Source organism: Streptacidiphilus cavernicola, from assembly GCF_042510955.1.
In the GTDB taxonomy this organism is placed as follows: domain Bacteria; phylum Actinomycetota; class Actinomycetes; order Streptomycetales; family Streptomycetaceae; genus Streptacidiphilus; species Streptacidiphilus cavernicola.
Genome location: NZ_JBHFAB010000020.1, coordinates 97,374 through 117,181 on the forward strand (window position 1 = coordinate 97,374; position 19,808 = coordinate 117,181).

General features: G+C 75.6%; 13 protein-coding genes and 2 riboswitches. Of the genes, 11 read left to right on the forward strand and 2 right to left on the reverse strand.

The features are described from left to right. Positions 1-33: 33 nt before the first annotated feature. From ACEZDE_RS24450 to ACEZDE_RS24480, 7 genes are all read left to right on the forward strand, one after another. Positions 34-291, forward strand: a complete 258-nt coding sequence (locus tag ACEZDE_RS24450) for a hypothetical protein (RefSeq protein ID WP_380539646.1) — start codon at positions 34-36, stop codon at positions 289-291. A gap of 54 nt (positions 292-345) precedes the next feature. After that, a riboswitch (cobalamin riboswitch) is annotated at positions 346-557 on the forward strand. Positions 558-660: 103 nt separating this feature from the next. Beyond that, on the forward strand, positions 661-1,635 hold the full coding sequence (locus ACEZDE_RS24455; protein WP_380539649.1) for a cobalamin biosynthesis protein: 975 nt from the start codon (positions 661-663) through the stop codon (positions 1,633-1,635). Then, positions 1,632-3,128: a cobyric acid synthase gene (locus ACEZDE_RS24460; RefSeq protein WP_380539652.1), complete on the forward strand. Its 1,497-nt coding sequence runs from the start codon at positions 1,632-1,634 to the stop codon at positions 3,126-3,128. Before ACEZDE_RS24455 ends, ACEZDE_RS24460 begins: the two co-directional genes overlap by 4 nt. A gap of 44 nt (positions 3,129-3,172) precedes the next feature. Beyond that, positions 3,173-6,859 carry a cobaltochelatase subunit CobN gene (gene cobN / locus ACEZDE_RS24465; RefSeq protein WP_380539656.1) on the forward strand — a complete coding sequence of 1,229 codons (3,687 nt, stop codon included), beginning with the start codon at positions 3,173-3,175 and terminating at the stop codon, positions 6,857-6,859. Further along, positions 6,856-8,919 (forward strand): putative cobaltochelatase, encoded by a 2,064-nt coding sequence (locus tag ACEZDE_RS24470; protein ID WP_380539659.1) that lies wholly within the window; start codon positions 6,856-6,858, stop codon positions 8,917-8,919. Before cobN ends, ACEZDE_RS24470 begins: the two co-directional genes overlap by 4 nt. 2 nt (positions 8,920-8,921) lie before the next feature. Beyond that, positions 8,922-9,518, forward strand: a complete 597-nt coding sequence (cobO, locus tag ACEZDE_RS24475; protein ID WP_380539662.1) for a cob(I)yrinic acid a,c-diamide adenosyltransferase — start codon at positions 8,922-8,924, stop codon at positions 9,516-9,518. A gap of 22 nt (positions 9,519-9,540) precedes the next feature. Continuing rightward, positions 9,541-11,037, forward strand: a complete 1,497-nt coding sequence (locus ACEZDE_RS24480) for a cobyrinate a,c-diamide synthase (RefSeq protein WP_380539665.1) — start codon at positions 9,541-9,543, stop codon at positions 11,035-11,037. 61 nt (positions 11,038-11,098) lie between these two features. Here ACEZDE_RS24480 and ACEZDE_RS24485 read toward each other — a convergent pair whose 3' ends face one another. After that, positions 11,099-12,154 carry a hypothetical protein gene (locus ACEZDE_RS24485; protein WP_380539668.1) on the reverse strand — a complete coding sequence of 352 codons (1,056 nt, stop codon included), beginning with the start codon at positions 12,152-12,154 and terminating at the stop codon, positions 11,099-11,101. 287 nt (positions 12,155-12,441) lie between these two features. Beyond that, positions 12,442-14,805 carry an ATP-binding protein gene (locus tag ACEZDE_RS24490; RefSeq protein ID WP_380539671.1) on the reverse strand — a complete coding sequence of 788 codons (2,364 nt, stop codon included), beginning with the start codon at positions 14,803-14,805 and terminating at the stop codon, positions 12,442-12,444. 182 nt (positions 14,806-14,987) lie between these two features. Then, a riboswitch (cobalamin riboswitch) is annotated at positions 14,988-15,130 on the forward strand. Between the two features lie 74 nt (positions 15,131-15,204). Here ACEZDE_RS24490 and cobI point away from each other — a divergent pair. The 4 genes from cobI to cobJ are packed head-to-tail and all read left to right on the forward strand — an operon-like array spanning position 15,205 to position 19,761. Next, positions 15,205-15,957, forward strand: coding sequence for a precorrin-2 C(20)-methyltransferase (cobI, locus tag ACEZDE_RS24495; protein WP_380539789.1), 753 nt, complete (start codon positions 15,205-15,207; stop codon positions 15,955-15,957). Next, on the forward strand, positions 15,954-16,766 hold the full coding sequence (cobM, locus tag ACEZDE_RS24500) for a precorrin-4 C(11)-methyltransferase (RefSeq protein ID WP_380539674.1): 813 nt from the start codon (positions 15,954-15,956) through the stop codon (positions 16,764-16,766). The genes cobI and cobM overlap by 4 nt, the downstream gene beginning before the upstream one ends. Further along, positions 16,763-18,061 carry a precorrin-6y C5,15-methyltransferase (decarboxylating) subunit CbiE gene (gene cbiE, locus ACEZDE_RS24505; RefSeq protein WP_380539677.1) on the forward strand — a complete coding sequence of 433 codons (1,299 nt, stop codon included), beginning with the start codon at positions 16,763-16,765 and terminating at the stop codon, positions 18,059-18,061. Before cobM ends, cbiE begins: the two co-directional genes overlap by 4 nt. Then, entirely contained in the window at positions 18,058-19,761 is a 1,704-nt protein-coding gene (gene cobJ / locus ACEZDE_RS24510; RefSeq protein ID WP_380539680.1) for a precorrin-3B C(17)-methyltransferase, read from the forward strand. Before cbiE ends, cobJ begins: the two co-directional genes overlap by 4 nt. Positions 19,762-19,808: the final 47 nt, after the last annotated feature.

Below are 19,808 nucleotides of genomic sequence, written 5' to 3' on the forward strand. Positions count from 1 at the left end.
GGAAGACGCAGCACTCAACTCATTGGGGTGCCCATGCCTGTCCTTCTGTGCCTGATCACCGCTCCACTCGGCCTCTGCGTACTGCTCGGCATGTCCTGGTTCGAGGACCGGATCCTGCGCCCGCCGACCAGTCCGGCCGACCGCGTGGTCCAGGACCACGCTCCGGTGGAACTGCTGCGGATCGTCCGCGCCCCGCAGCAGTTGCCGCCGGCCGCGGCGCCGCCCGCCCTGCCCGCCCTGCCGTCGGCGCTCCCGGCGGTGTTCCCGCGGAGCGAGGACACCGCGGCCTGAGGGTGTTCCGGCCGGTCCCGGCCGTGTTGACGCTCGGACCGGCGGCGTGGTGGGATCACAAGGCCAAACGGAGGCATGGAGAGGAAGTCCGGTGCGGGGGAGACCCCAAGTCCGGCGCGGTCCCGCCACTGTCACCGGGGAGCGCTCTCGAACCACGGCCACGGCTGTCGACGGTGCCCGGGAAACCGGGTGCCGTCGCCGCGGGAAGGCCCGGGAGCGCGTCGATCCGGAAGCCAGGAGACTCTCGCCCCCGGTTCGTCGATCCAGGGCGCGGACCCTGAGTGAGGACATCCACGCCATGCGCGCTGCCCTGCCGCCACCATGCTCCGGCGCCGCCCCCGTCCCCGCGCGACCGCCCCGCTGACCGCCGTGCGCGCGAGCGCGGCGACCTCACTCGGCCTGGCTCTCGGCTACGCCGCCGACGCCGCCTTCGGCGACCCCCGGCGCGGCCACCCGGTGGCCGGCTTCGGACGCGCCGCGGCAGCCGCGGAACGGCGGCTCTGGCGCGACCGCAGGGACGCCGGGGCGCTGTTCACCGCGCTCTGCGCGGGGACGGCCGGCGCGGCCGGGTACGCGGCCGACCGGGCCGTGCGGCGCTCCGCCGCCGGGCGGGTGCTACTGACCGCCGCCGCGACCTGGACCGTGCTCGGCGGCGCCTCGCTGGTCCGTGAGGCACGGACGATCGGCGCCGCGCTGGAGGCCGGGGACCTGGCCGCGGCCCGGGACCGGCTGCCGTACCTGTGCGGGCGCGACCCGCGGGAGCTGACCGGGCAGCAGGTCGCCCGTGCGGTGGTCGAGTCGGTGGCCGAGAACACCGCGGACGCGGTGGTGAACGCGCTGGTCTGGGGCGCGGTCGCGGGCGTGCCGGGGCTGCTGGCGTTCCGCGCGGTGAACACCCTGGACGCCATGGTCGGCCACCGCTCGCCGCGGCACCTCCGCTTCGGCTGGGCCTCGGCCCGGCTGGACGACGCGGCCGGCTGGCCCGGCGCCCGGCTCACCGCGCTGCTGACCGCCGCCACCGCCGCCGGGGGGCGGCGGGGCGGCGGGGGCCGCGGCGCGGGCGGCGGCGGCACCGCCTGGCGGGTCTGGCGGCGTGACGCCTCCGCGCACCCGAGCCCCAACGCCGGGCAGGCCGAGGCTGCCTTCGCCGGGGCGCTGGGCGTCCGCCTCGGCGGGACCCTGGCCTACGGCCGCCGGGTCGAGCACCGGCCGCTGCTGGGACCGGAGTTGCGGCCGGTGGCGGTCGGCGACATCGAGCGCGCCTGCGTGCTGTCCCGCCGGGTCGGGCTGCTGGCGGTCGGTGTCACCGCCGCCGCGGCGCTGCTGCGGAGGGGACGCCGATGAGGGGCTCGCTGCTGGTCGCCGGAACCACCTCGGACGCCGGGAAGAGCGTGGTCACCGCCGGGATCTGCCGCTGGCTGGCCCGGCAGGGGGTCTCGGTCGCGCCGTTCAAGGCGCAGAACATGTCGCTGAACTCCTTCGTCACCGCCGACGGCGCGGAGATCGGCCGGGCCCAGGCGATGCAGGCCGCCGCCGCCGGGGTGGAGCCCGAGGCGGCGATGAACCCGGTGCTGCTCAAGCCCGGCGGGGACGGCCGCAGCCAGGTGGTGGTGCTGGGCCGGGCGGTCGCCGAGGTGGGCGCGCTGGACTACCGCGAGCGCAAGCCCGCGCTGCTCCGGATCGCCCTGGACTGCCTGGCCGACCTGCGCAGCCGCTACGACGTGGTGGTCTGCGAGGGCGCGGGCTCCCCCGCCGAGATCAACCTGCGCGACCGGGACCTCGCCAACATGGGCCTGGCCGTCGCCGCCGACCTGCCGGTGGTGGTGGTCGGCGACATCGACCGCGGCGGCGTCTTCGCCGCCATGTACGGGACGCTGGCGCTGCTGTCCGCCGAGGACCAGCGGCACCTGGCCGGCTGGATCGTCAACAAGTTCCGCGGCGACGTCCGGCTGCTCAAGCCGGGCCTGGACATGCTGGAGCAGCTGACCCGCCGTCCGTCGCTGGGGGTGCTGCCGATGCTGCCGGGGCTGTGGCTGGACGCCGAGGACTCGCTCGGCCTGGCCGGGCTGCTGGACCGGGCGCCGGACGAGGCGGCGGCCGGACGCGAGGTGCTGCGGGTGTCGGTGGTCCGGCTGCCCCGGCTGTCCAACTTCACCGACATCGACGCGCTGGCCGCCGAGCCCGGTGTGCTGGTGCGCTGGGCGACCCGTCCGGAGGAGCTGGCGGACGCCGACCTGGTGCTGCTGCCGGGGACCAGGGCCACCGTCGCCGACCTGGCCTGGCTGCGCGAACGCGGGCTCGACACCGCGCTGGCCCGGCGGGCGGCCGGGGGACGGCCGGTGCTGGGCGTCTGCGGCGGCTACCAGATGCTGGCGCGGAGCATCACCGACACGGTCGAGTCCGGGGCCGGGACGGTCGCCGGGCTCGGGCTGCTGCCGGTCCGGGTGGAGTTCGCCGCCGCCAAGACCCTGGCCCGCCCGGTGGGTTCGGCCTACGGGGAGACCGTGCACGGGTATGAGATCCACCACGGGGTGGCCTCCGTCGAGGGCGGGGAGACCTTCCTCGACGGCTGCCGGGTGGGGGCGGTCTGGGGCACCACCTGGCACGGCGCGCTGGAGAACGACGGCTTCCGGCGGGCCTTCCTCGGCGAGGTCGCCGCCGTCGCCGGGCGGGACTTCACCCCGGCCCCGGGCGTCAGCTTCTCCGCGGCCCGGGAGCGGCAGTTGGACCTGCTCGGGGATCTGATCGAAACGCACGCCGACACCGCCGCGCTGTGGCGGCTGATCGAGGGCGGGGTGCCGGACGGGCTGCCGTTCGTGCCGCCGGGTGCGCCGTGAACACACTGACCAGCTGGGAAACGACTACGGGAGGGGCCGTCCCGATGGACGACGCAACACAGTCCGACGAGTCCGGGGCGGCGGCGACCGTACTGCTGCTGTCCACCGCCGACACGGACCTGCTGGCGGCCCGTGCCTCGGGCGCGGACTACCGGATCGGCAACCCGACCCGGGTCGCGGTCGGCGAGGAACTGCGGCTCCTGGTCGACGGCGCGGACGTGGTGGTGGTGCGGCTGCTCGGCGGACGCCGCGCCTGGGAGGACGGGCTGGCGCAGATCGCCGCCGCCGGGGTGCCGACCGTACTGCTCGGCGGCGAGTCGGTGCCGGACGCGGAGCTGATGGGGCTGTCGTCGGTGCCCGCCGGGGTGGTCGCCGAGGCGCTGACCTACCTGGTGGAGGGCGGCTCGGCGAACCTGGCCGAGCTGGCGCACTTCCTCTCCGACACCGTGCTGATGACCGGTTCCGGCTTCGCCCCGGCGCAGCCGATGCCGCAGTACGGGGTCAGCGGCGCACGGGAGTTCGACCCGGACCGGCCGACCGTGGGGGTGCTGTTCTACCGGGCGCACGAGCTGTCCGGGAACACCGCCTTCGTGGACACCCTGTGCACGGCGGTGGAGGAACGCGGCGGCAACGCCCTGCCGGTCTTCTGCGGCTCGCTGCGCGGGGCCGACGCCGAGCTGTTCGCACTGCTGGGGCGGTGCGACGCGGTGGTCGCCACGGTGCTGGCCTCGGGAGGTGCGGTCGCCGCGGACGCGTCAGCGGGAGGGGCCGAAGAGGCCTGGGACATCGGCGCGTTGGCCGACCTCGACATCCCCGTCCTGCAGGGCCTGTGCCTGACCTCGACCCGGGCGGCCTGGGAGGCCTCGGACGCGGCGCTGTCGCCGATGGACGCGGCGATGCAGGTGGCCATCCCGGAGTTCGACGGCCGGCTGATCACCGTGCCGTTCTCCTTCAAGGAGCCCGGCCCGGACGGCATCCCGGTCTACGCCGCCGATCCCGAGCGGGCCGGACGGGTCGCCGGGATCGCGCTGCGGCACGCGGCGCTGAAGCACAGGCCCAACGCCGAGAAGAAGATCGCCGTGGTCTTCACCGCCTATCCGACCAAGCACTCCCGGGTCGGCAACGCGGTCGGCCTGGACACCCCGGCCTCGGCGGTGCGGCTGCTGGACTCACTGCGCGAGGCCGGCTACACCGTCGCTGACTATCCATCAGGCGGTGACGAACTGATTCATCGACTCATCGCCGCGGGCGGCCATGACGTCGAGTGGCTGACCGAGGAACAGCTCCGCGCCGCCCCGGCCCGGGTGCCGCTGGCCGACTACCAGCAGTGGTTCGCCGCGCTGGAGCCGGAGTTGCGGGACGGCATCCTCCAGCACTGGGGCGAGCCGCCGGGCGGTCTCTATGTCGACAACGGCGACATCGTGCTGGCGGCACTGGAGTTCGGCAATGTGATGCTGATGATCCAGCCGCCGCGCGGCTTCGGCGAGAACCCGATCGCCATCTACCACGACCCCGACCTGCCGCCGTCGCACCACTACCTGGCCGCCTACCGCTGGCTGGAGCAGTCCTGGGGCGCGGACGCGGTGGTGCACCTGGGCAAGCACGGGACGATGGAGTGGCTGCCCGGCAAGGGCCTCGGACTCTCGGCCGGCTGCGCGCCGGACGCGGTGCTGGGCGAACTGCCGCTGGTCTACCCGTTCATCGTGAACGACCCCGGCGAGGGCACCCAGGCCAAGCGGCGCGGCCACGCCACCGTCGTGGACCACCTGGTCCCGCCGATGGCGCGGGCCGACACCTACGGCGACCTGGCCAAGCTGGAACAGCTGCTGGACGAGTACGCGCTGGTCAAGGACCTGGACCCGGCGAAGGCCCCGGCCGTCCGGGCGCAGATCTGGACCCTGGTCAAGGCCGCCGAGCTGCACCACGACCTGCATGTGGACGACCAGCCGGACGAGGACGCCTTCGACGAGTTCGTGATGCACATCGACGGCTACCTCTGCGAGATCAAGGACGTGCAGATCCGGGACGGGCTGCACATCCTCGGCGGCGGACCGGTGGACGAGGCCCGGGTCAACCTGGTGCTCGCGGTGCTGCGGGCAGCCCAGATCTGGGGCGGGGCGGCCGATGCGCTGCCCGGTCTGCGAGCCGCCCTGGCGGCCGAATTCGGGCTGGTGGAAAAGGAGTTGCTGGCCGAGCCGGGCGCCCCGGTGAAGCTCCCGGCCGAGCTGACCGCGCTGGTGCAGGGTCCGTCCCGGAGCGCGGCCGACGCGGTGGACCTGCTGGAGGCGCTGTGCCGCAGGCTCGCCGAGGGCATGGAGCGGGCGGGGTGGGACGCCGCGGCGGCGCCCGGCCTGGTGGGCGAGGTGCTGGGCCGTCAGAACCCGGACGCGGTCGCGGTGCTGGAGTTCGCCTGCGAGGAGGTGGTGCCCCGGCTGGCCCGGACCACGGACGAGCTGACCCACATCCTGCGGGCGCTGCGCGGCGGTTACGTCCCGGCGGGTCCGTCCGGCTCGCCGACCCGCGGGCTGGTGAACGTGCTGCCGACCGGGCGGAACTTCTACTCGGTCGACCCCAAGGCCATTCCGTCCAGGCTGAGTTGGGAAGTCGGGCAGGCGCTGGCCGACTCGCTGGTGGCCCGTTACCTGGCCGACACCGGCGGCTACCCGCGCTCGGTCGGGCTGACCGTCTGGGGCACCTCGTGCATGCGCACCCAGGGCGACGACATCGCCGAGATCCTGGCGCTGCTGGGCTGCCGCCCGGTCTGGGACGACGCCTCGCGCCGGGTGACCGGCTTCGAGATCGTCCCGGCCGCCGAACTGGGCCGCCCCCGGGTGGATGTGACGGTCCGTATCTCCGGCTTCTTCCGCGACGCCTTCCCGCATGTGGTGGCGCTGCTGGACGACGCGGTGCGGGCGGTGGCGGCGCTGGACGAGCCCGAGGACGTCAACTACGTCCGTGCGCACGTGGAGGCGGACGCCGCCGAGCACGGCGACCACCGGCGCGCGACGGCCCGGATCTTCGGCTCCAAGCCGGGCGCCTACGGCGCGGGCCTGCTGCCGCTGATCGACGCCCGCAACTGGCGCAGCGACGCCGACCTGGCCGAGGTCTACGCGGTCTGGGGCGGCTACGCCTACGGGCGCGGCCTGGACGGGCGCGCGGCGCGGGGCGACATGGAGCGGGCGTTCCGGCGGATCTCGGTGGCGGCGAAGAACGTCGACACCCGCGAGCACGACATCGTCGACGCCGACGACTACTTCCAGTACCACGGCGGGATGGTGGCGATGGTCCGGCACCTGACCGGAGCCTCCCCCGAGGCGTACGTCGGCGACAGCGCCACACCCGACCAGGTCAGGACCCGGACCCTGGGCGAGGAGACGCACCGGGTGTTCCGCGCCCGGGTGGTCAACCCGCGCTGGATGGCGGCGATGCGGCGGCACGGCTACAAGGGCGCCTTCGAGATGGCCGCGACGGTGGACTACCTGTTCGGCTACGACGCCACGGCGGGGGTCGTGGACGACTGGATGTACGAGAAGCTGGCGAGCGAGTACGTCTTCAACCCCGAGAACCGCGAGTTCATGAAGCAGTCCAATCCGTGGGCACTGCGCGGCGTCACCGAACGCCTGCTGGAGGCAGCCGAACGGCAGTTGTGGGCCGAACCGGACCAGGACACCCTGGACCGGCTCCGCGCCACCTACCTGGAGCTCGAAGGCGACCTGGAGGGGAACGAATGAGCGCCCGCTATCCCTTCACCGCGGTCGTCGGCATGGACGACCTGCGCCTCGCGCTGCTGCTGAACGCGGTGTCCCCGCAGGTCGGCGGGGTGCTGGTGCGCGGCGAGAAGGGCACCGCCAAGTCCACGATGGTCCGGGCGCTGGCCGGGCTGCTGCCGTCGATCGCCGCCGTCGGCGGCTGCCGGTTCGCCTGCGACCCGGCCGCGCCGGACCCGGGCTGCCCGGACGGGCCGCACGACCTGTCGGTGGTGCGGGAGCAGCCGACGCGGCTGGTGGAGCTGCCGGTCGGCGTCTCCGAGGACCGGATCGTCGGCTCGCTGGACCTGGAGCGGGCGCTCGCCGAGGGCGTCAAGGCCTACGAGCCGGGGCTGCTGGCAGCGGCGCACCGGGGCGTGCTCTACATCGACGAGGTCAACCTCCTCAACGACCACCTGGTCGACCTGCTGCTGGACGCCGCCGCGATGGGGCAGTCCTATGTCGAGCGCGAGGGCGTCTCGGTCCGGCACGCGGCGCGGTTCCTGCTGGTCGGGACGATGAACCCGGAGGAGGGCGAGCTGCGTCCGCAGCTGCTGGACCGGTTCGGGCTGACCGTGGAGGTCGCCGCGACCCGGGAACCGGTCGAGCGGGCCGAGGTGGTCCGGCGGCGGCTGGCCTACGACGCCGACCCGGACGGCTTCGCCGAGCGCTGGGCCCAGCCGGAGAAGGAGCTCGCGGCGCGGATCACCACCGCGCAGGCCCTGCTGCCGCAGGTCGGACTCTCCGACAGTGCGTTGCGTCAGATCACCGCCGTCTGCGCAAGCTTCGAGGTGGACGGGCTGCGCGCGGACATCGTGATGGCCCGAACCGCCACCGCGCTCGCTGCCTGGAACGGCCGCACCGAGGTCCTCACCGAGGACGTGCGGACGGCGGCGCGGCTGGCGCTGCCGCACCGGCGCAGGCGTAATCCGTTCGACGCGCCGGGGCTGGACGACGAGAAGCTGGAGGACGCGCTGGAGCAGTCGGCCGGGGAGGACCCCGAGCCCGATCCCGACGGCCCGGACGGCGGCGGGCCCGAAGGCGGCGGCCCTGACGGCGGCGGGCCCGAAGGCGGCGGCCCGGACGGCGGCGGCCCTGACGGACCGTCCGGCGGCGGGCAGGACGCCCCCGGTGACGGCGGCGGGTCGGCCGAGCCCGGCGAGTCCGCCGACCAGCCGCCCTCCGGGCACCCGCGCAGCGGGCCGGTCCCGCCGCAGCCGGCCGCCCCCGCCGCGTCGCCGTACCGGACCAGGCTGCTGACCGTGCCGGGCACCGGCGAGGGTGCGAGCGGGCGGCGGTCCAAGGCCCGTACCGACAGCGGCGGCCACACCGTCCGGGCGGCCCGGCCCACCGGGGCGCTGCAGCGGCTGCACCTGGCCGCGACGATCCAGGCGGCGGCTCCGCACCAGCTGGCCCGGGGCCGCGACGGACGGGCGCTGCGACTGCGTCATGACGACTTCCGGGAGCAGGTGCGGGAGGGGCGGGAGTCCAACCTGGTGCTGTTCGTGGTGGACGCCTCCGGGTCGATGGCGGCGCGGCAGCGGATGTCGGCGGTCAAGGGCGCGGTGCTGTCGCTGCTGATGGACGCCTACCAGCGGCGGGACAAGGTCGGCATGATCACCTTCCGGGGCGCGGAGGCAGTGCTGGCGCTGCCGCCGACCTCGTCGGTGGAGGTCGGCGCGGCCCGGCTGGAGCAGCTGCCGACCGGTGGCCGCACGCCGCTCGCGGCAGGGCTGCTGCGCGCGCACGAGACGCTGCGGCTGGAACGGCTGCGCGACCCGCGCCGCCGTCCGCTGCTGGTGCTGGTCACCGACGGGCGGGCGACCGGCGGCCCGAACGCGCTGCCGGACGCCCGGCGCGCGGCCCGGTTGCTGGCCGCGCAGGGGGTCGCGGCAGTGGTGGTGGACTGCGAGAGCGGGCCGGTCCGGCTGGGTCTTGCCGCCGAGCTGGCGGGGCACCTGGGCGGGGAGGCGGTCCGGCTGGACGCGCTGGCCGCCGACAGCATGACCGGGATGATCCGCACGATTCAGAGGGAGGCGGCGTAGCCATGCCGCAGGGACAGCCGACCACCGTGCCCGACGACGGGCTGACCACCCGTCAGCGCCGGACCCAGCCCGTGCTGGCCGTCCACACCGGCCCCGGCAAGGGCAAGTCCACGGCCGCCTTCGGGCTGGCGCTGCGGGCCTGGAACCAGGGTTGGCCGATCGGGGTGTTCCAGTTCGTCAAGTCAGCGAAGTGGAAGGTCGGCGAGGAGCACGCGCTGCGGGTGCTGGGCGGCACCGGCGAGGGCGGGACGGTGGCCTGGCACAAGATGGGCGAGGGCTGGTCCTGGGTCCAGCGGGACATCGCCGACAGCGAGGAGGCCGCGCGCGAGGGCTGGGAGCAGGTCAAGCGCGACCTCGCGGCCGAGACCTACCGCTTCTACGTCCTGGACGAGTTCACCTACCCGCTGCACTGGGGCTGGATCGACACCGACGAGGTGCTGGCGGTGATGAAGGACCGGCCCGGCAACCAGCACGTGGTGATCACCGGCCGCAACGCCCCGCAACCGCTGCTGGACGCGGCCGACCTGGTCACCGAGATGACCAAGGTCAAGCACCCGATGGACGCCGGCCGCAAGGGCCAGCGCGGGATCGAGTGGTAGACCGCGTGGTAGACAGTCCGTCATGAGCAGCACCGCACTCCCCCGCGTCGTCCTCGCCGCGCCCGCGTCCGGCAGCGGCAAGACCACGGTGGCGACCGGGCTGATGGCCGCGCTCAGCGCGCGCGGGCTGGTGGTCTCGCCGCACAAGGTCGGGCCCGACTACATCGACCCCGGCTACCACGCGCTGGCCACCGGCCGTCCCGGACGCAACCTGGACCCTTTCCTGAGCGGGTCGCAGCGGCTGGCGCCGCTGCTGCTGCACGGGGCGGACCGGGCGGACGTCGCCGTGGTCGAGGGCGTGATGGGGCTGTTCGACGGGGCGGCCGGGCGCGGCGAGTTCGCGTCCACCGCGCAGGTGGCGAAGCTGCTGCGGGCGCCGGTGGTGCTGGTGGTGGACGCGTCGTCGCAGAGCCGGTCGGTGGCCGCACTGGTGCACGGGTTCGCCTCCTGGGACCCGGAACTGCGGCTGGGCGGGGTGATCCTCAACCGGGTCGGCTCGGACCGGCACGAGGAGATGCTGCGGGAGGCACTGGAGCAGGGCGGCGGCGTGCCGGTGCTCGGCGCGATCCGGCGGCAGCCGGGGGTGGCCACGCCGAGTCGGCACCTGGGCCTGGTCCCGGCGGTGGAGCGGGACGCCGAGGCGGTGCGGGCGGTGCGGGAGATGGGCGAGCTGGTCCGCGCGGGCGTCGACCTGGACGCGCTGCTGGCGCTGGCCCGCAGTGCGCCGCCGCTGGCTGACGCACCGTGGGATCCGTCCGCCGAGATCGCCTCGGGCGGCGGGCCGGTCCCGGGGCGGCCGGTGGTGGCGCTGGCGGCCGGAGCGGCGTTCTCCTTCTCCTACGCCGAGAACGCCGAACTGCTGGCGGCGGCCGGGGCCGAGGTCGCACCGTTCGACCCGCTGCGCGACGAGAAGCTCCCGGAGCGGGCCGCGGCACTGGTCATCGGCGGCGGGTTCCCCGAGGTGTACGCGGCGCAGCTGTCCGCGAACGCGGCGCTGCGGGAGTCGGTACGGGCGCTGGCCGCGACCGGGGCGCCGCTGCTGGCGGAGTGCGCCGGGCTGCTGTACCTGGGACGGTCGCTGGACGGGGCGCCGATGTGCGGGGTGCTGGACCTGGAGGCCCGGATGACCGACCGGCTCACCCTCGGCTACCGCGAGGCGGTGGCCCTCACCGACAGCCCCCTGGCCGCCACCGGCACCCGCCTCAACGGCCACGAGTTCCACCGAACCGTGACCACCCCCAGCGCGGGCGGCGCAAGCGCCGAAGGCGGGGTGGGCGGGGGCGGCTCAGCCCCGGGCGGGGGTGCGGACCGGCGCGGCGTGGCCGCGGGCCGCAGCGCGGGCCACGATCCGGCCGAGGTGGCGGCAGCGTGGGGGTGGCGTGAGGGTGGTGGGTCGCGGACGGAGGGGTTCGCCCACGCCCGGCTGCATGCCTCCTACCTGCATCTGCACTGGTCCGGAGCCCCGGAGATCGCCAGCCGCCTGCTCCGCCTGCTCGCGCCGGCCCCGCCCGCGCGCTGACCACCACCCCGGCCCGCGCGCTGCCCCGCGAGCCGCGCTGACCGCCCCGGCCCGGGGCCCCTCAGCGGGTGAGCTCGCGGAGCTGCTCGCGGCCGAAGGCGCGCAGCAGGAACGGCAGCCGGTAGCGCTGCGCCCCCGCCCCGTACGGGACCAGGACCGAGCTGCGGATCAGGCCGCACCACGCCCGTTCCAGCGTGTGCGGGTCCAACTCGGGTCCGCCGCAGGCCTGCTGTGCCTCGGCCAGGTCGAAGCCGACCGGGACCGCCGAGAGCCGGGCCCAGAGCGTCCGCTCCTCCTCCGTGCACAGCTCATGGCTCGCCGCCGCGGCCTCCCGCAACGTACGCTCGGGCAGCGCCCGCAGACCCCCCGCACCGCTCCCCGGCTCCCGTGACGCCGCCCCCGCCGAGCCCAGTGCCAGCAGCCCGGCCGGGCGGGAGACCTCCGACATCAGCTGACGCGGAGTCAACTCGGTGAGCCGTCCCGCCGCCAGCTCGATGGCCAGCGGATTGCGGTCCAGCAGATGGCACAGCGGCAGCGCGTCCAGGTGCTCGTGCCCGCTGCGGACGAAGGCCCGTGCGCCGAACTGCCGGGCACGGGAGCTGAGCAGGGCGACCGCGGGGCCCTCGGCCAGCGGGTCGAGCCGCTGCACCCGCTCGTAGCGGGAGCCGGGGGTGGACCGGCCGACGGCGAGGACGACCAGCTGGGGGCAGCTGTCGATGAGGAACTCGATGCCCGCCGCGGCCTGCCCGCGCAGCCGCTCGCAGCCGTCCAGCACCAGCAGCGTCGGCTCGCTCGCCAGCACCCGGGCCAGCGCGCCCAGTTCGGAGCCCTCCCGCTGCGCGGGGACGTCCAGGACGTAGGCCAGCGTGCTGGTGAACAGCTCGGGGGCGAGCAGCCCGCCCAGGTCGACGCTGCGCACCCGGCACGGCCGCAGCTGCGGAGCCGCGGCGGCGGCCACCGCGGCGAGCCGCGACTTGCCGACCCCGGCCGGACCGGTCAGCGCGACCAGCCGCTGGCCGAACAGCGCGCGGCTGAGCGCGGCGAGTTCGCGCCCCCGGCCGAGCAGCACGTCGTCGGTGGGGCAGGGGTCGGGGGGGACGGCAGCTGCGGCGGTCATGGGCGACGTCCTGGTCCTGGTCGGAGCCGGGCGGACCGCCGTCGGGCGAACCGCTGGGACACGCCGCGGCGCCCCGTCCGGATGGAACCGGGGGAGCCCCTCCTGAATCGCGGACGCCGCGGCGGACGTCAGGGTCGCCCCCCGTACCGTGACCAGAAACCCTTGCGGACTCCCTGCTGTTACGGAGCCGGTGCGACCCGACGTGGTGTCAGCCTCGCCCAGGACCGGGTGGGCGGGCATCGGTAACCGGCCGATCCGGGTATACCTAGATCTGTGCTGGTACGTACCTACGCAGGTGGGCGCGGTGGGGTGAGCACGGCGGCGATCTCGGTGCGCGAGGAGAAGCCCAGCTTGGCCAGAATGTGCTCGACATGGGCGTCGGCGGTGCGCTTGGAGATCACCAGCAGCTCGGCCACCTCGCGGTTGGAGAGCCCCTTGGCCACCAGCTCGGCGACCTCGCGCTCCCGGCGGGTGAGCGTGTCCGCGGCGTTGGGCGACTGCTCGCCGCGCTGCGCGGGGAGCAGCAGGTCGGCGTCGGCGAGCGCGTACTCGATCACCCGGTCGAGGCCGAGGCCGGCCCCGAGCCGGGTCTGCTCCGCGTACTGCTCCTCGCCCAGGGCCTCCCGCACGGTCCGTTCGGCCGCCTCGTGCACCTCGCGCATCTCCTTGACGCCGCTGAGCGGTTGGCCCGAGCGCTTCCAGCAGACCGCGGCGGCGCCGAGCAGCCAGGCGGCCCTGATATGCCGCCGGACCCGCACCGCGAGCCAAGCGAGCACCTCCAACGCGTAGGCGATGCCGGTGGGTTCGCCCAGCTCGGCCTTGACCGAGAGCGCTTCCTGGGCGGCCAGCGCGCAGTCCGCGCTGGTGCCGTCGTGGTAAAGGCCGAGGGCCCGGCCGACCAGCAGGTAGCCGCGCAGCCAGCGCTCCCCCGGGGCGGCGGCGAGGACCGCCAGCTCGTGGTCGAAGGCGGCGATGGCGGCCTGGAACTCGCCGGAGAGCAGCCGGCTGAGGCCGAGGTGCAGCATCATCAGCCCCTCGGCGGTGGGGTCGGTGCCCAGTTCGATGCAGCCGAAGACGCCCTGGATGTGCCGGCCGACCGCGTCGTGGTCGCCGCGCCAGCCGGCCGACTGGGCCAGGAAGTGGTGCGCGTGGGTGCGCAGCCGGTTGTCGTCCAGGGCCTCGGCGATGGCCAGTGCCTCGTGCAGGCCGGGCAGCGCGGTGTCGTGGTCGCCGCGGAACAGCGAGAGGTTGGCGCCCCAGCTGAGGGCGAGGGCGCGGGCCGCGGTGGGCTCGGGCGAGCGGGCCAGTGCGCGTTCGAGCCAGTAGCGGCCCTCGGCGAGCAGGCCGGAGCAGACCCAGAACTCCCACAGCTCGGTGGTGAGGACCAGCGCCTCCTCGGCCGTCCCCTCGGTGACACAGTGGCCCAGCGCCGCGCGGAGGTTCTCGATCTCGGCCAGCAGCCCGCGGAACAGCGGGACCTGATCGTCAGTCAGGAACCGGGCGCGGAAGTCGCGGACCCCGGCCCGGTAGTGCTCCAGGTGCCGGGCTCGGACGGCCGGTTCCTCGCCGGTCTGCGCCAGCCATTCGCCGCCGTACTCGCGGATCGTGTCCAGCAGCCGGTAGCGGGTGCTTCCTGACGCTTCGTCGACCCGGAGCACCACCGACTTGTCGACCAGGCCGATCAGTTGCTCGACCACCTCGTCCGGGCCGGACTCGCCGCCCACGCAGACCTGCTCCACCGCTGCCAGGTCGAAGCTGCCGGCGAAGACCGACAGCCGGGCCCAGAGCAGCCGTTCCTCCGGGGTGCACAGCTCGTGGCTCCAGCCGATGGTGGTCCGCAGCGTCTGGTGCCGGGGCAGGGTGGTGCGCCGACCGCCGGTCAGTAACCGGAAGCGGTCCTCAAGCCGGGCCGCCAACCGCTCCAGCGGGATCGCCCGCAGCCGCACCGTGGCCAGTTCGATCGCCAGCGGGATGCCGTCCAGGCGGCGGCACAGCGCCAGCACGTCGGCCCGGTTGGCCTCGGTGAGCGCGAAGCCGGGCAGCACCGCGGCGGCGCGCTGGGCGAACAGCGCCACCGCCGCCCCGCCGTCCGCGGCCTCCGGCAGCACCGGCAGCGGCGGGATCACCAGGGTGTGCTCGCCGGGGACGTCCAGCGGCTGCCGGCTGGTCGCCAGGATGCTGACCCCGGGGGCGTCCCTGAGCAGCAGGTCGGCGAGCATGGCGCAGGCGTCCACCAGGTGCTCGCAGGTGTCCAGCACCAGCAGCAGCGAGCGCTCGGCCAGGTGCTCGGTGAGCAGGTCGAGCGGCGGACGGACGGTCTGGTCGGTGATCCCCAGCGCCACGCACACCGCGCGGGGCAGCAGTTCGGCGTCCTTGAGGGCGGACAGCTCGACCAGCACCACGCCGTCGCGGTGCCGGTTCTGCTCCCGTCCGCGCAGCGCGGCGGCGGTGCGCAGGGCGATCCTGGTCTTGCCGACGCCGCCGGGCCCGGTCAGGGTGACCATCCGCGCCCGTGTCAGCAGCCGCTCGACCGCGGCCAGTTCGTCCGCGCGGCCGACGAAGCTGGTGACCTCGGCCGGCAGCTCCCCCGATCTCGCCCAGGCCCGGGACGGCGGAACCTGGTCAGCACCGCTCTGCACGCCGAAGGTCATGCCCACCTCACACGCATCGCCGGTCCGCACCGCTCGGCACTGACCCGATCGTATCGGGAGGATCCGCTTCCGCGCCGGTGATCAGCGATAACGCCACCCGGTCGGGAACCGCGGACGTGGGTCATCCCACAGCCCGCCACCCCGGCGTCCGGTTGACCGGACACCGGCGGGCGTGGTGGGATTTCGAGGCCTGATACGGCGGCAATGATGAGGAAGTCCGGTGCGATTCCGGCGCGGTCCCGCCACTGTCACCGGGCGGCGGCCCCGTCACACCGGGTGCGGTCGTCCGCGAGCCAGGAACTCTGGCCGCCGTCACCACGACACGGGGCGCGGACCCCGAGTGAGGACTGTCCCCATGCGCTGCCGCGCCCTCGTCCGCCGCTGCCTGCCCGCACCGTGGTGAGCCCCGCCGCGCCCCCGCGGCTGACCGGCGTCGGGATGGGCCCCGGCGACCCCGAGCTGGTCACCGTCAAGGCGGTACGGGTGCTGCGCGAGGCGTCCGCGGTCGTGGTCCCGGTGCTGGACAGCGGGGAGACCGGCCGCGCCGAGGCCACCGTGCTGCACCACCTCGACGACGCCGGGACAGCCGCCCGGGTCGAGCGGATCGTCTTCGCGCTGAACGAGCGCGAGAACCGCTCCCGGCGCGAGGCCGCCTGGGACGCCGCGGGCGCCCGGGTCGCCGAACTGCTGCGCGAGCACGGCGACGTGGCCTTCGCCACGATCGGCGACCCCAACGTCTACTCCACCTTCACCTACCTCGCGCAGACCCTGGTCCCGCTGCTGCCGGGGCTGGTGGTGCAGACCGTCCCCGGGATCACCGCGATGCAGGACCTGGCCGCGCGCAGCGGCACCGTCCTGGCCGAGGGCACCGAACCGCTCACCCTGGTCCCGGTCACCGCGGGCTCCGAGGTGCTCAGGGACGCCCTGGCCGGGCCCGGCACCGTCGTCGCCTACAAGTTCGGACGGCTCGCGGGCCAGGTCGGCGCCGCGCTGCGGGAGACCGGCCGGGACGGCAGCGCGGTCTGGGGCTCCGCGCTGGGGCTGCCGGACGAGCGGATCCGCCCGGCCGGGCACCCGCTGGACGGCCCGCTCCCCTACCTCTCGACCCTGATCGCACCCGCGACCCGAACCCGCCGTGGAGGCAAGCTGTGAGCGATCGACCTGTCGGCAGAGTGACCTTCGTGGGCGCCGGTCCTGGCGCGGCCGACCTGCTGACGTTCCGTGCGGCCCGCGCGATAGCCGAGGCCGACACGGTGATCTGGGCCGCCAGCCTGGTCCAGGCCGAGGTGCTGGAGCACGCCCGTCCGGACGCCGAGGTGCTGGACTCCTCGCTGGTCCCGATGGAGGACGTGCTCGCGGTCTACCAGCGGGCCGCCGCCGAGGGGCGGAAGGTGGCCAGGATCCACTCCGGCGACCCCTCGCTCTGGGGCGCGGTGCAGGAGCAGCTGGACCGCTGCCGCGGGCTCGGCCTGGAGACCGAGATCGTGCCCGGGGTGTCCTCGTTCGCCGCCGTCGCCGCCATCGCCCAGCGGGAGCTGACGATCCCCGAGGTGGCGCAGAGCGTGATCCTGACCCGGCTGGGCGGCGGCAAGACGCCGATGCCCCCCGGTGAGGAGGTCCGCGACTTCGCCCGGCACGGCACCACCATGGCGGTCTTCCTCTCCGCCGCCCGGACCAAGCAGCTGGTCGAGGAGCTGACCTCGGGCGGCTACCCGCTGGACACGCCCGTGGTCATCGCCTACCAGGCCACCTGGCCGGACGAGTTGGTGCTCGAAGGGACGCTGGAGACGCTGGAGGCCACGGTCAAGGAGCACCGGCTGTGGAAGCACACACTGTTCCTGGTCGGCCCGGCGCTCGCGGCGACCGGCACCCGCTCCCACCTCTACCACCCCGGCCACTTCCACGGCTTCCGCCGGGCGGACCCGGCCGCGCGGCGCGCCCTGCGCGACGCGGCGCAGTGACGGCCCGCGCCGGCATCACCGTTCTCGGTCCGGAGGCGGCCGGCGACGGGCGCGCGGCGACCGCCGGGCTGATCGCCGGGGCAGCAGTGGTGCTGGGCGCGCGACGGCACCTGCTGGCGGCCGGAGTCGATCCGGCCGAGCCGCGGGCGGTGGTGCTCGGCCCGCTCGCACCGGCGCTGGACCGGCTCGCCGCGACCGAGGGACCGGCCGTGGTGCTGGCCTCCGGCGACCCCGGCTTCTTCGGCGTCGTCCGGTGCCTGGCCGAGCGGTTCGGGCCCGGGGCGCTGGACGTGCGGCCCGGGGTGAGCAGCGTGGCCGGGGCGTTCGCCCGGCTCGGGCTGCCCTGGGACGACGCGGTGGTGGTCAGCGCGCACGGCCGGGACCCGCGCACCGCGTTCAACGTCTGCCGCGCGCAGCGCAAGGTCGCGGTGCTGACCGCGCCGGGCGCGGGGCCCGCCGAGATCGGGGCGGCGCTGCTGGCGACGCCGGGGGTGGAACGCGAGCTGGTGGTCGCCACGGACCTGGGCTCCGCCGGGGAGCGGGTGGAGCGGGTGACGCCCGCTCAGGCGGCGGGGCGGGACTGGCCCGGGGTGCATGTGGTGCTGTGCCTGGGCGTGGACGGCGCGGGCGGGGGTGGCACGGGCGCGGGCTCGGGCCTGGGCTCGGGTGTCGGGGCGATGCGGGTGGTGGCCGGGGCGGTGCCGGTCGCCGAGGGCGGCTGGGGGTTGCCGGAGGACGCGTTCGAGCACCGGGACTCGCTGGTCACCAAGGCCGAGGTGCGGGCGCTGGCGCTGGCCCGGCTCGGCCCCCGGCTGGGCGAGCTGGTCTGGGACGTCGGCGCGGGCAGCGGCTCGGTCGCGGTCGAGTGCGCCCGGCTCGGCGCGGCGGTCGTCGCGGTCGAGCGGGCCGAGGACGGCGTCGCCCGGATCCGCGCCAACGCCGCCGCGCACCGGGTGGACGTCGCCGTGGTGCACGGCAGCGCCCCGGAGGCGCTGGACCCGCTGCCGGAACCCGACGCGGTGTTCGTCGGCGGCGGCGGAGCCGATCTGCCCGCGATCGTCACCGCCTGCGCCGGGCGGGCCCGGCGGACGGTGGTGGTGACTCTGGTCGCCGTGGACCGGCTGCCCGGCGTGCGGACCGCCCTGCTCGCGGCCGGGTTCACCGCGGAGGGCGTGCAGTTGCAGGCCTCCCGGCTGGCCCCGCTGCCCGGTGAGGTGACCCGGCTGGCCGCCGCCAATCCCGTCTTCGTGCTCTGGGGAACCAGAGTCGACCCCCTGTCAGGAGAACTCGCATGATCGGCCTGATCGCCGCCACCGCAGCGGGCCGCCGCGCGGCCCTCGACCTCGCCGAGTCCGTCGGCGGCTGCGTGCTCTACGAGGAGGGCACGGTCGCCGCGTCGCTGGCGCGGGCCTGGGAGGAGTGCGGGCAGCTGGTCTGCTTCCTGGCCGCGGGCGCGGTGGTGCGGCTGGCCGCGCCGCTGCTCACGGACAAGCGCGGGGACCCGGGCGTGGTCTGCGTGGACGAGGGACGCCGCTTCGCGGTGGCCCTGCTCGGCGGTCACGGCGGCGGCGCCAACGCGCTGGCCGGAGTGGTCGCCGCGGCGCTGGGGGCGACCCCGGTGGTGACCACCGCCACGGACGCGACCGGCGTTCCCGGACTCGACACCCTGGGCTGGCACACCGAGGGCGATCTCGCCGCGGTCACCCGCGCCCTGCTGGACGGCGACCCGGTCCGCCTGGCCGCCGACGCGACCTACCCGCTCCCCGCCCTCCCCGCCAACGTCGGCGCCGACGCCCCGGCGGACGCCCCGGTCATCGCCGTCACCGACCGGCTCGGCCAGGCGGACCCGGCAGCCCCCGCCACGGTGACGCTGCGTCCGCGCACCCTCGTGGTCGGGGTGGGGGCCAGCCGGGGCGCCCCGGTCGAGGAGGTGCTCGGGCTGGTGGAGGCGGCGCTCGCCGACGCCGGGCTGAGCCGGCACTCCGTCAGCTGCCTCGCCACCGTGGACGCCAAGGCCGACGAACCCGCCCTGCTCGCGGCGGCGACCGCGCTGGGCGTCGAGCTGGTCGCCCACCCGGCCGAGCGGCTCGCCGCCGTCCCCGTGCCCAACCCCTCGTCCGCGCCGCTCGCCGCCGTCGGCACACCGAGCGTGGCGGAGGCCGCGGCCCTGGTCGGCGGCGGCGAACTCCTGGTCGCCAAGCGCAAGTCGGCCCCCGAGGGCCGTCCGGCCATGGCCACCGTGGCGGTCGTCCGCCGCGCCCCCAGGGGCCGGCTCGCCCTGGTCGGGCTCGGCCCCGGGTCGCGGGACCTGCTCACCCCGCGCGCCCGCGCGGAACTGCGCCGGGCCTCCGTCGTGGTCGGCCTGGACCAGTACCTGGACCAGGTCCGCGACCTGCTGCGCCCCGGCACCCGGATCGAGGAGACCGGCCTCGGCGCGGAGGAGGCCAGGGCCCGCAGCGCGGTCCGACTCGCGGCGGAGGGCCACGCGGTGGCCCTGATCGGCAGCGGTGACGCCGGCGTCTACGCGATGGCCTCGCCCGCCCTGGCCGAGGCCGGTCCGGACATCGACGTGGTCGGCGTGCCCGGGGTGACCGCCGCGCTCGCCGCCTCCTCGCTGCTGGGCGCGCCGCTGGGGCACGACCATGTCTCGATCAGCCTGTCCGACCTGCACACCCCCTGGGAGGTGATCGAGCGCCGGGTGCGGGCCGCCGCCGAGGCCGACCTGGTGGTCACCTTCTACAACCCGCGCAGCCGGGGCCGCGACTGGCAGCTGCCGAAGGCGCTGGGCCTGCTCGCCGAGCACCGCGACCCGGCGACCCCGGTCGGCGTCGCCCATGCGATCTCCCGCCCGGACGAGTGGAGCACCGTCACCACCCTGGCCGAACTCGACGTCACCACCGTCGACATGACCACCGTGGTGGTGGTCGGCAACACCGCGACCCGTGCGGTCGCCGGGCGGATGGTCACCCCGCGCGGCTACCGGTGGCAGACGTGACCGCGCCGCCGCCACGCGGCGCTCCACCCCCGAAGCCCGGCTCGCAC

Coding starts and splice junctions, on each gene's coding strand:
- ACEZDE_RS24450 (WP_380539646.1), top strand. CDS start 34: ATGCCTGTCCTTCTGTGCCTGATCACCGCTCCACTCGGCCTCTGCGTA.
- ACEZDE_RS24460 (WP_380539652.1), top strand. CDS start 1,632: ATGAGGGGCTCGCTGCTGGTCGCCGGAACCACCTCGGACGCCGGGAAG.
- cobN (WP_380539656.1), top strand. CDS start 3,173: ATGGACGACGCAACACAGTCCGACGAGTCCGGGGCGGCGGCGACCGTA.
- ACEZDE_RS24470 (WP_380539659.1), top strand. CDS start 6,856: ATGAGCGCCCGCTATCCCTTCACCGCGGTCGTCGGCATGGACGACCTG.
- cobO (WP_380539662.1), top strand. CDS start 8,922: ATGCCGCAGGGACAGCCGACCACCGTGCCCGACGACGGGCTGACCACC.
- ACEZDE_RS24480 (WP_380539665.1), top strand. CDS start 9,541: ATGAGCAGCACCGCACTCCCCCGCGTCGTCCTCGCCGCGCCCGCGTCC.
- ACEZDE_RS24485 (WP_380539668.1), bottom strand. CDS start 12,154: ATGACCGCCGCAGCTGCCGTCCCCCCCGACCCCTGCCCCACCGACGAC.
- ACEZDE_RS24490 (WP_380539671.1), bottom strand. CDS start 14,805: ATGACCTTCGGCGTGCAGAGCGGTGCTGACCAGGTTCCGCCGTCCCGG.
- cobJ (WP_380539680.1), top strand. CDS start 18,058: ATGATCGGCCTGATCGCCGCCACCGCAGCGGGCCGCCGCGCGGCCCTC.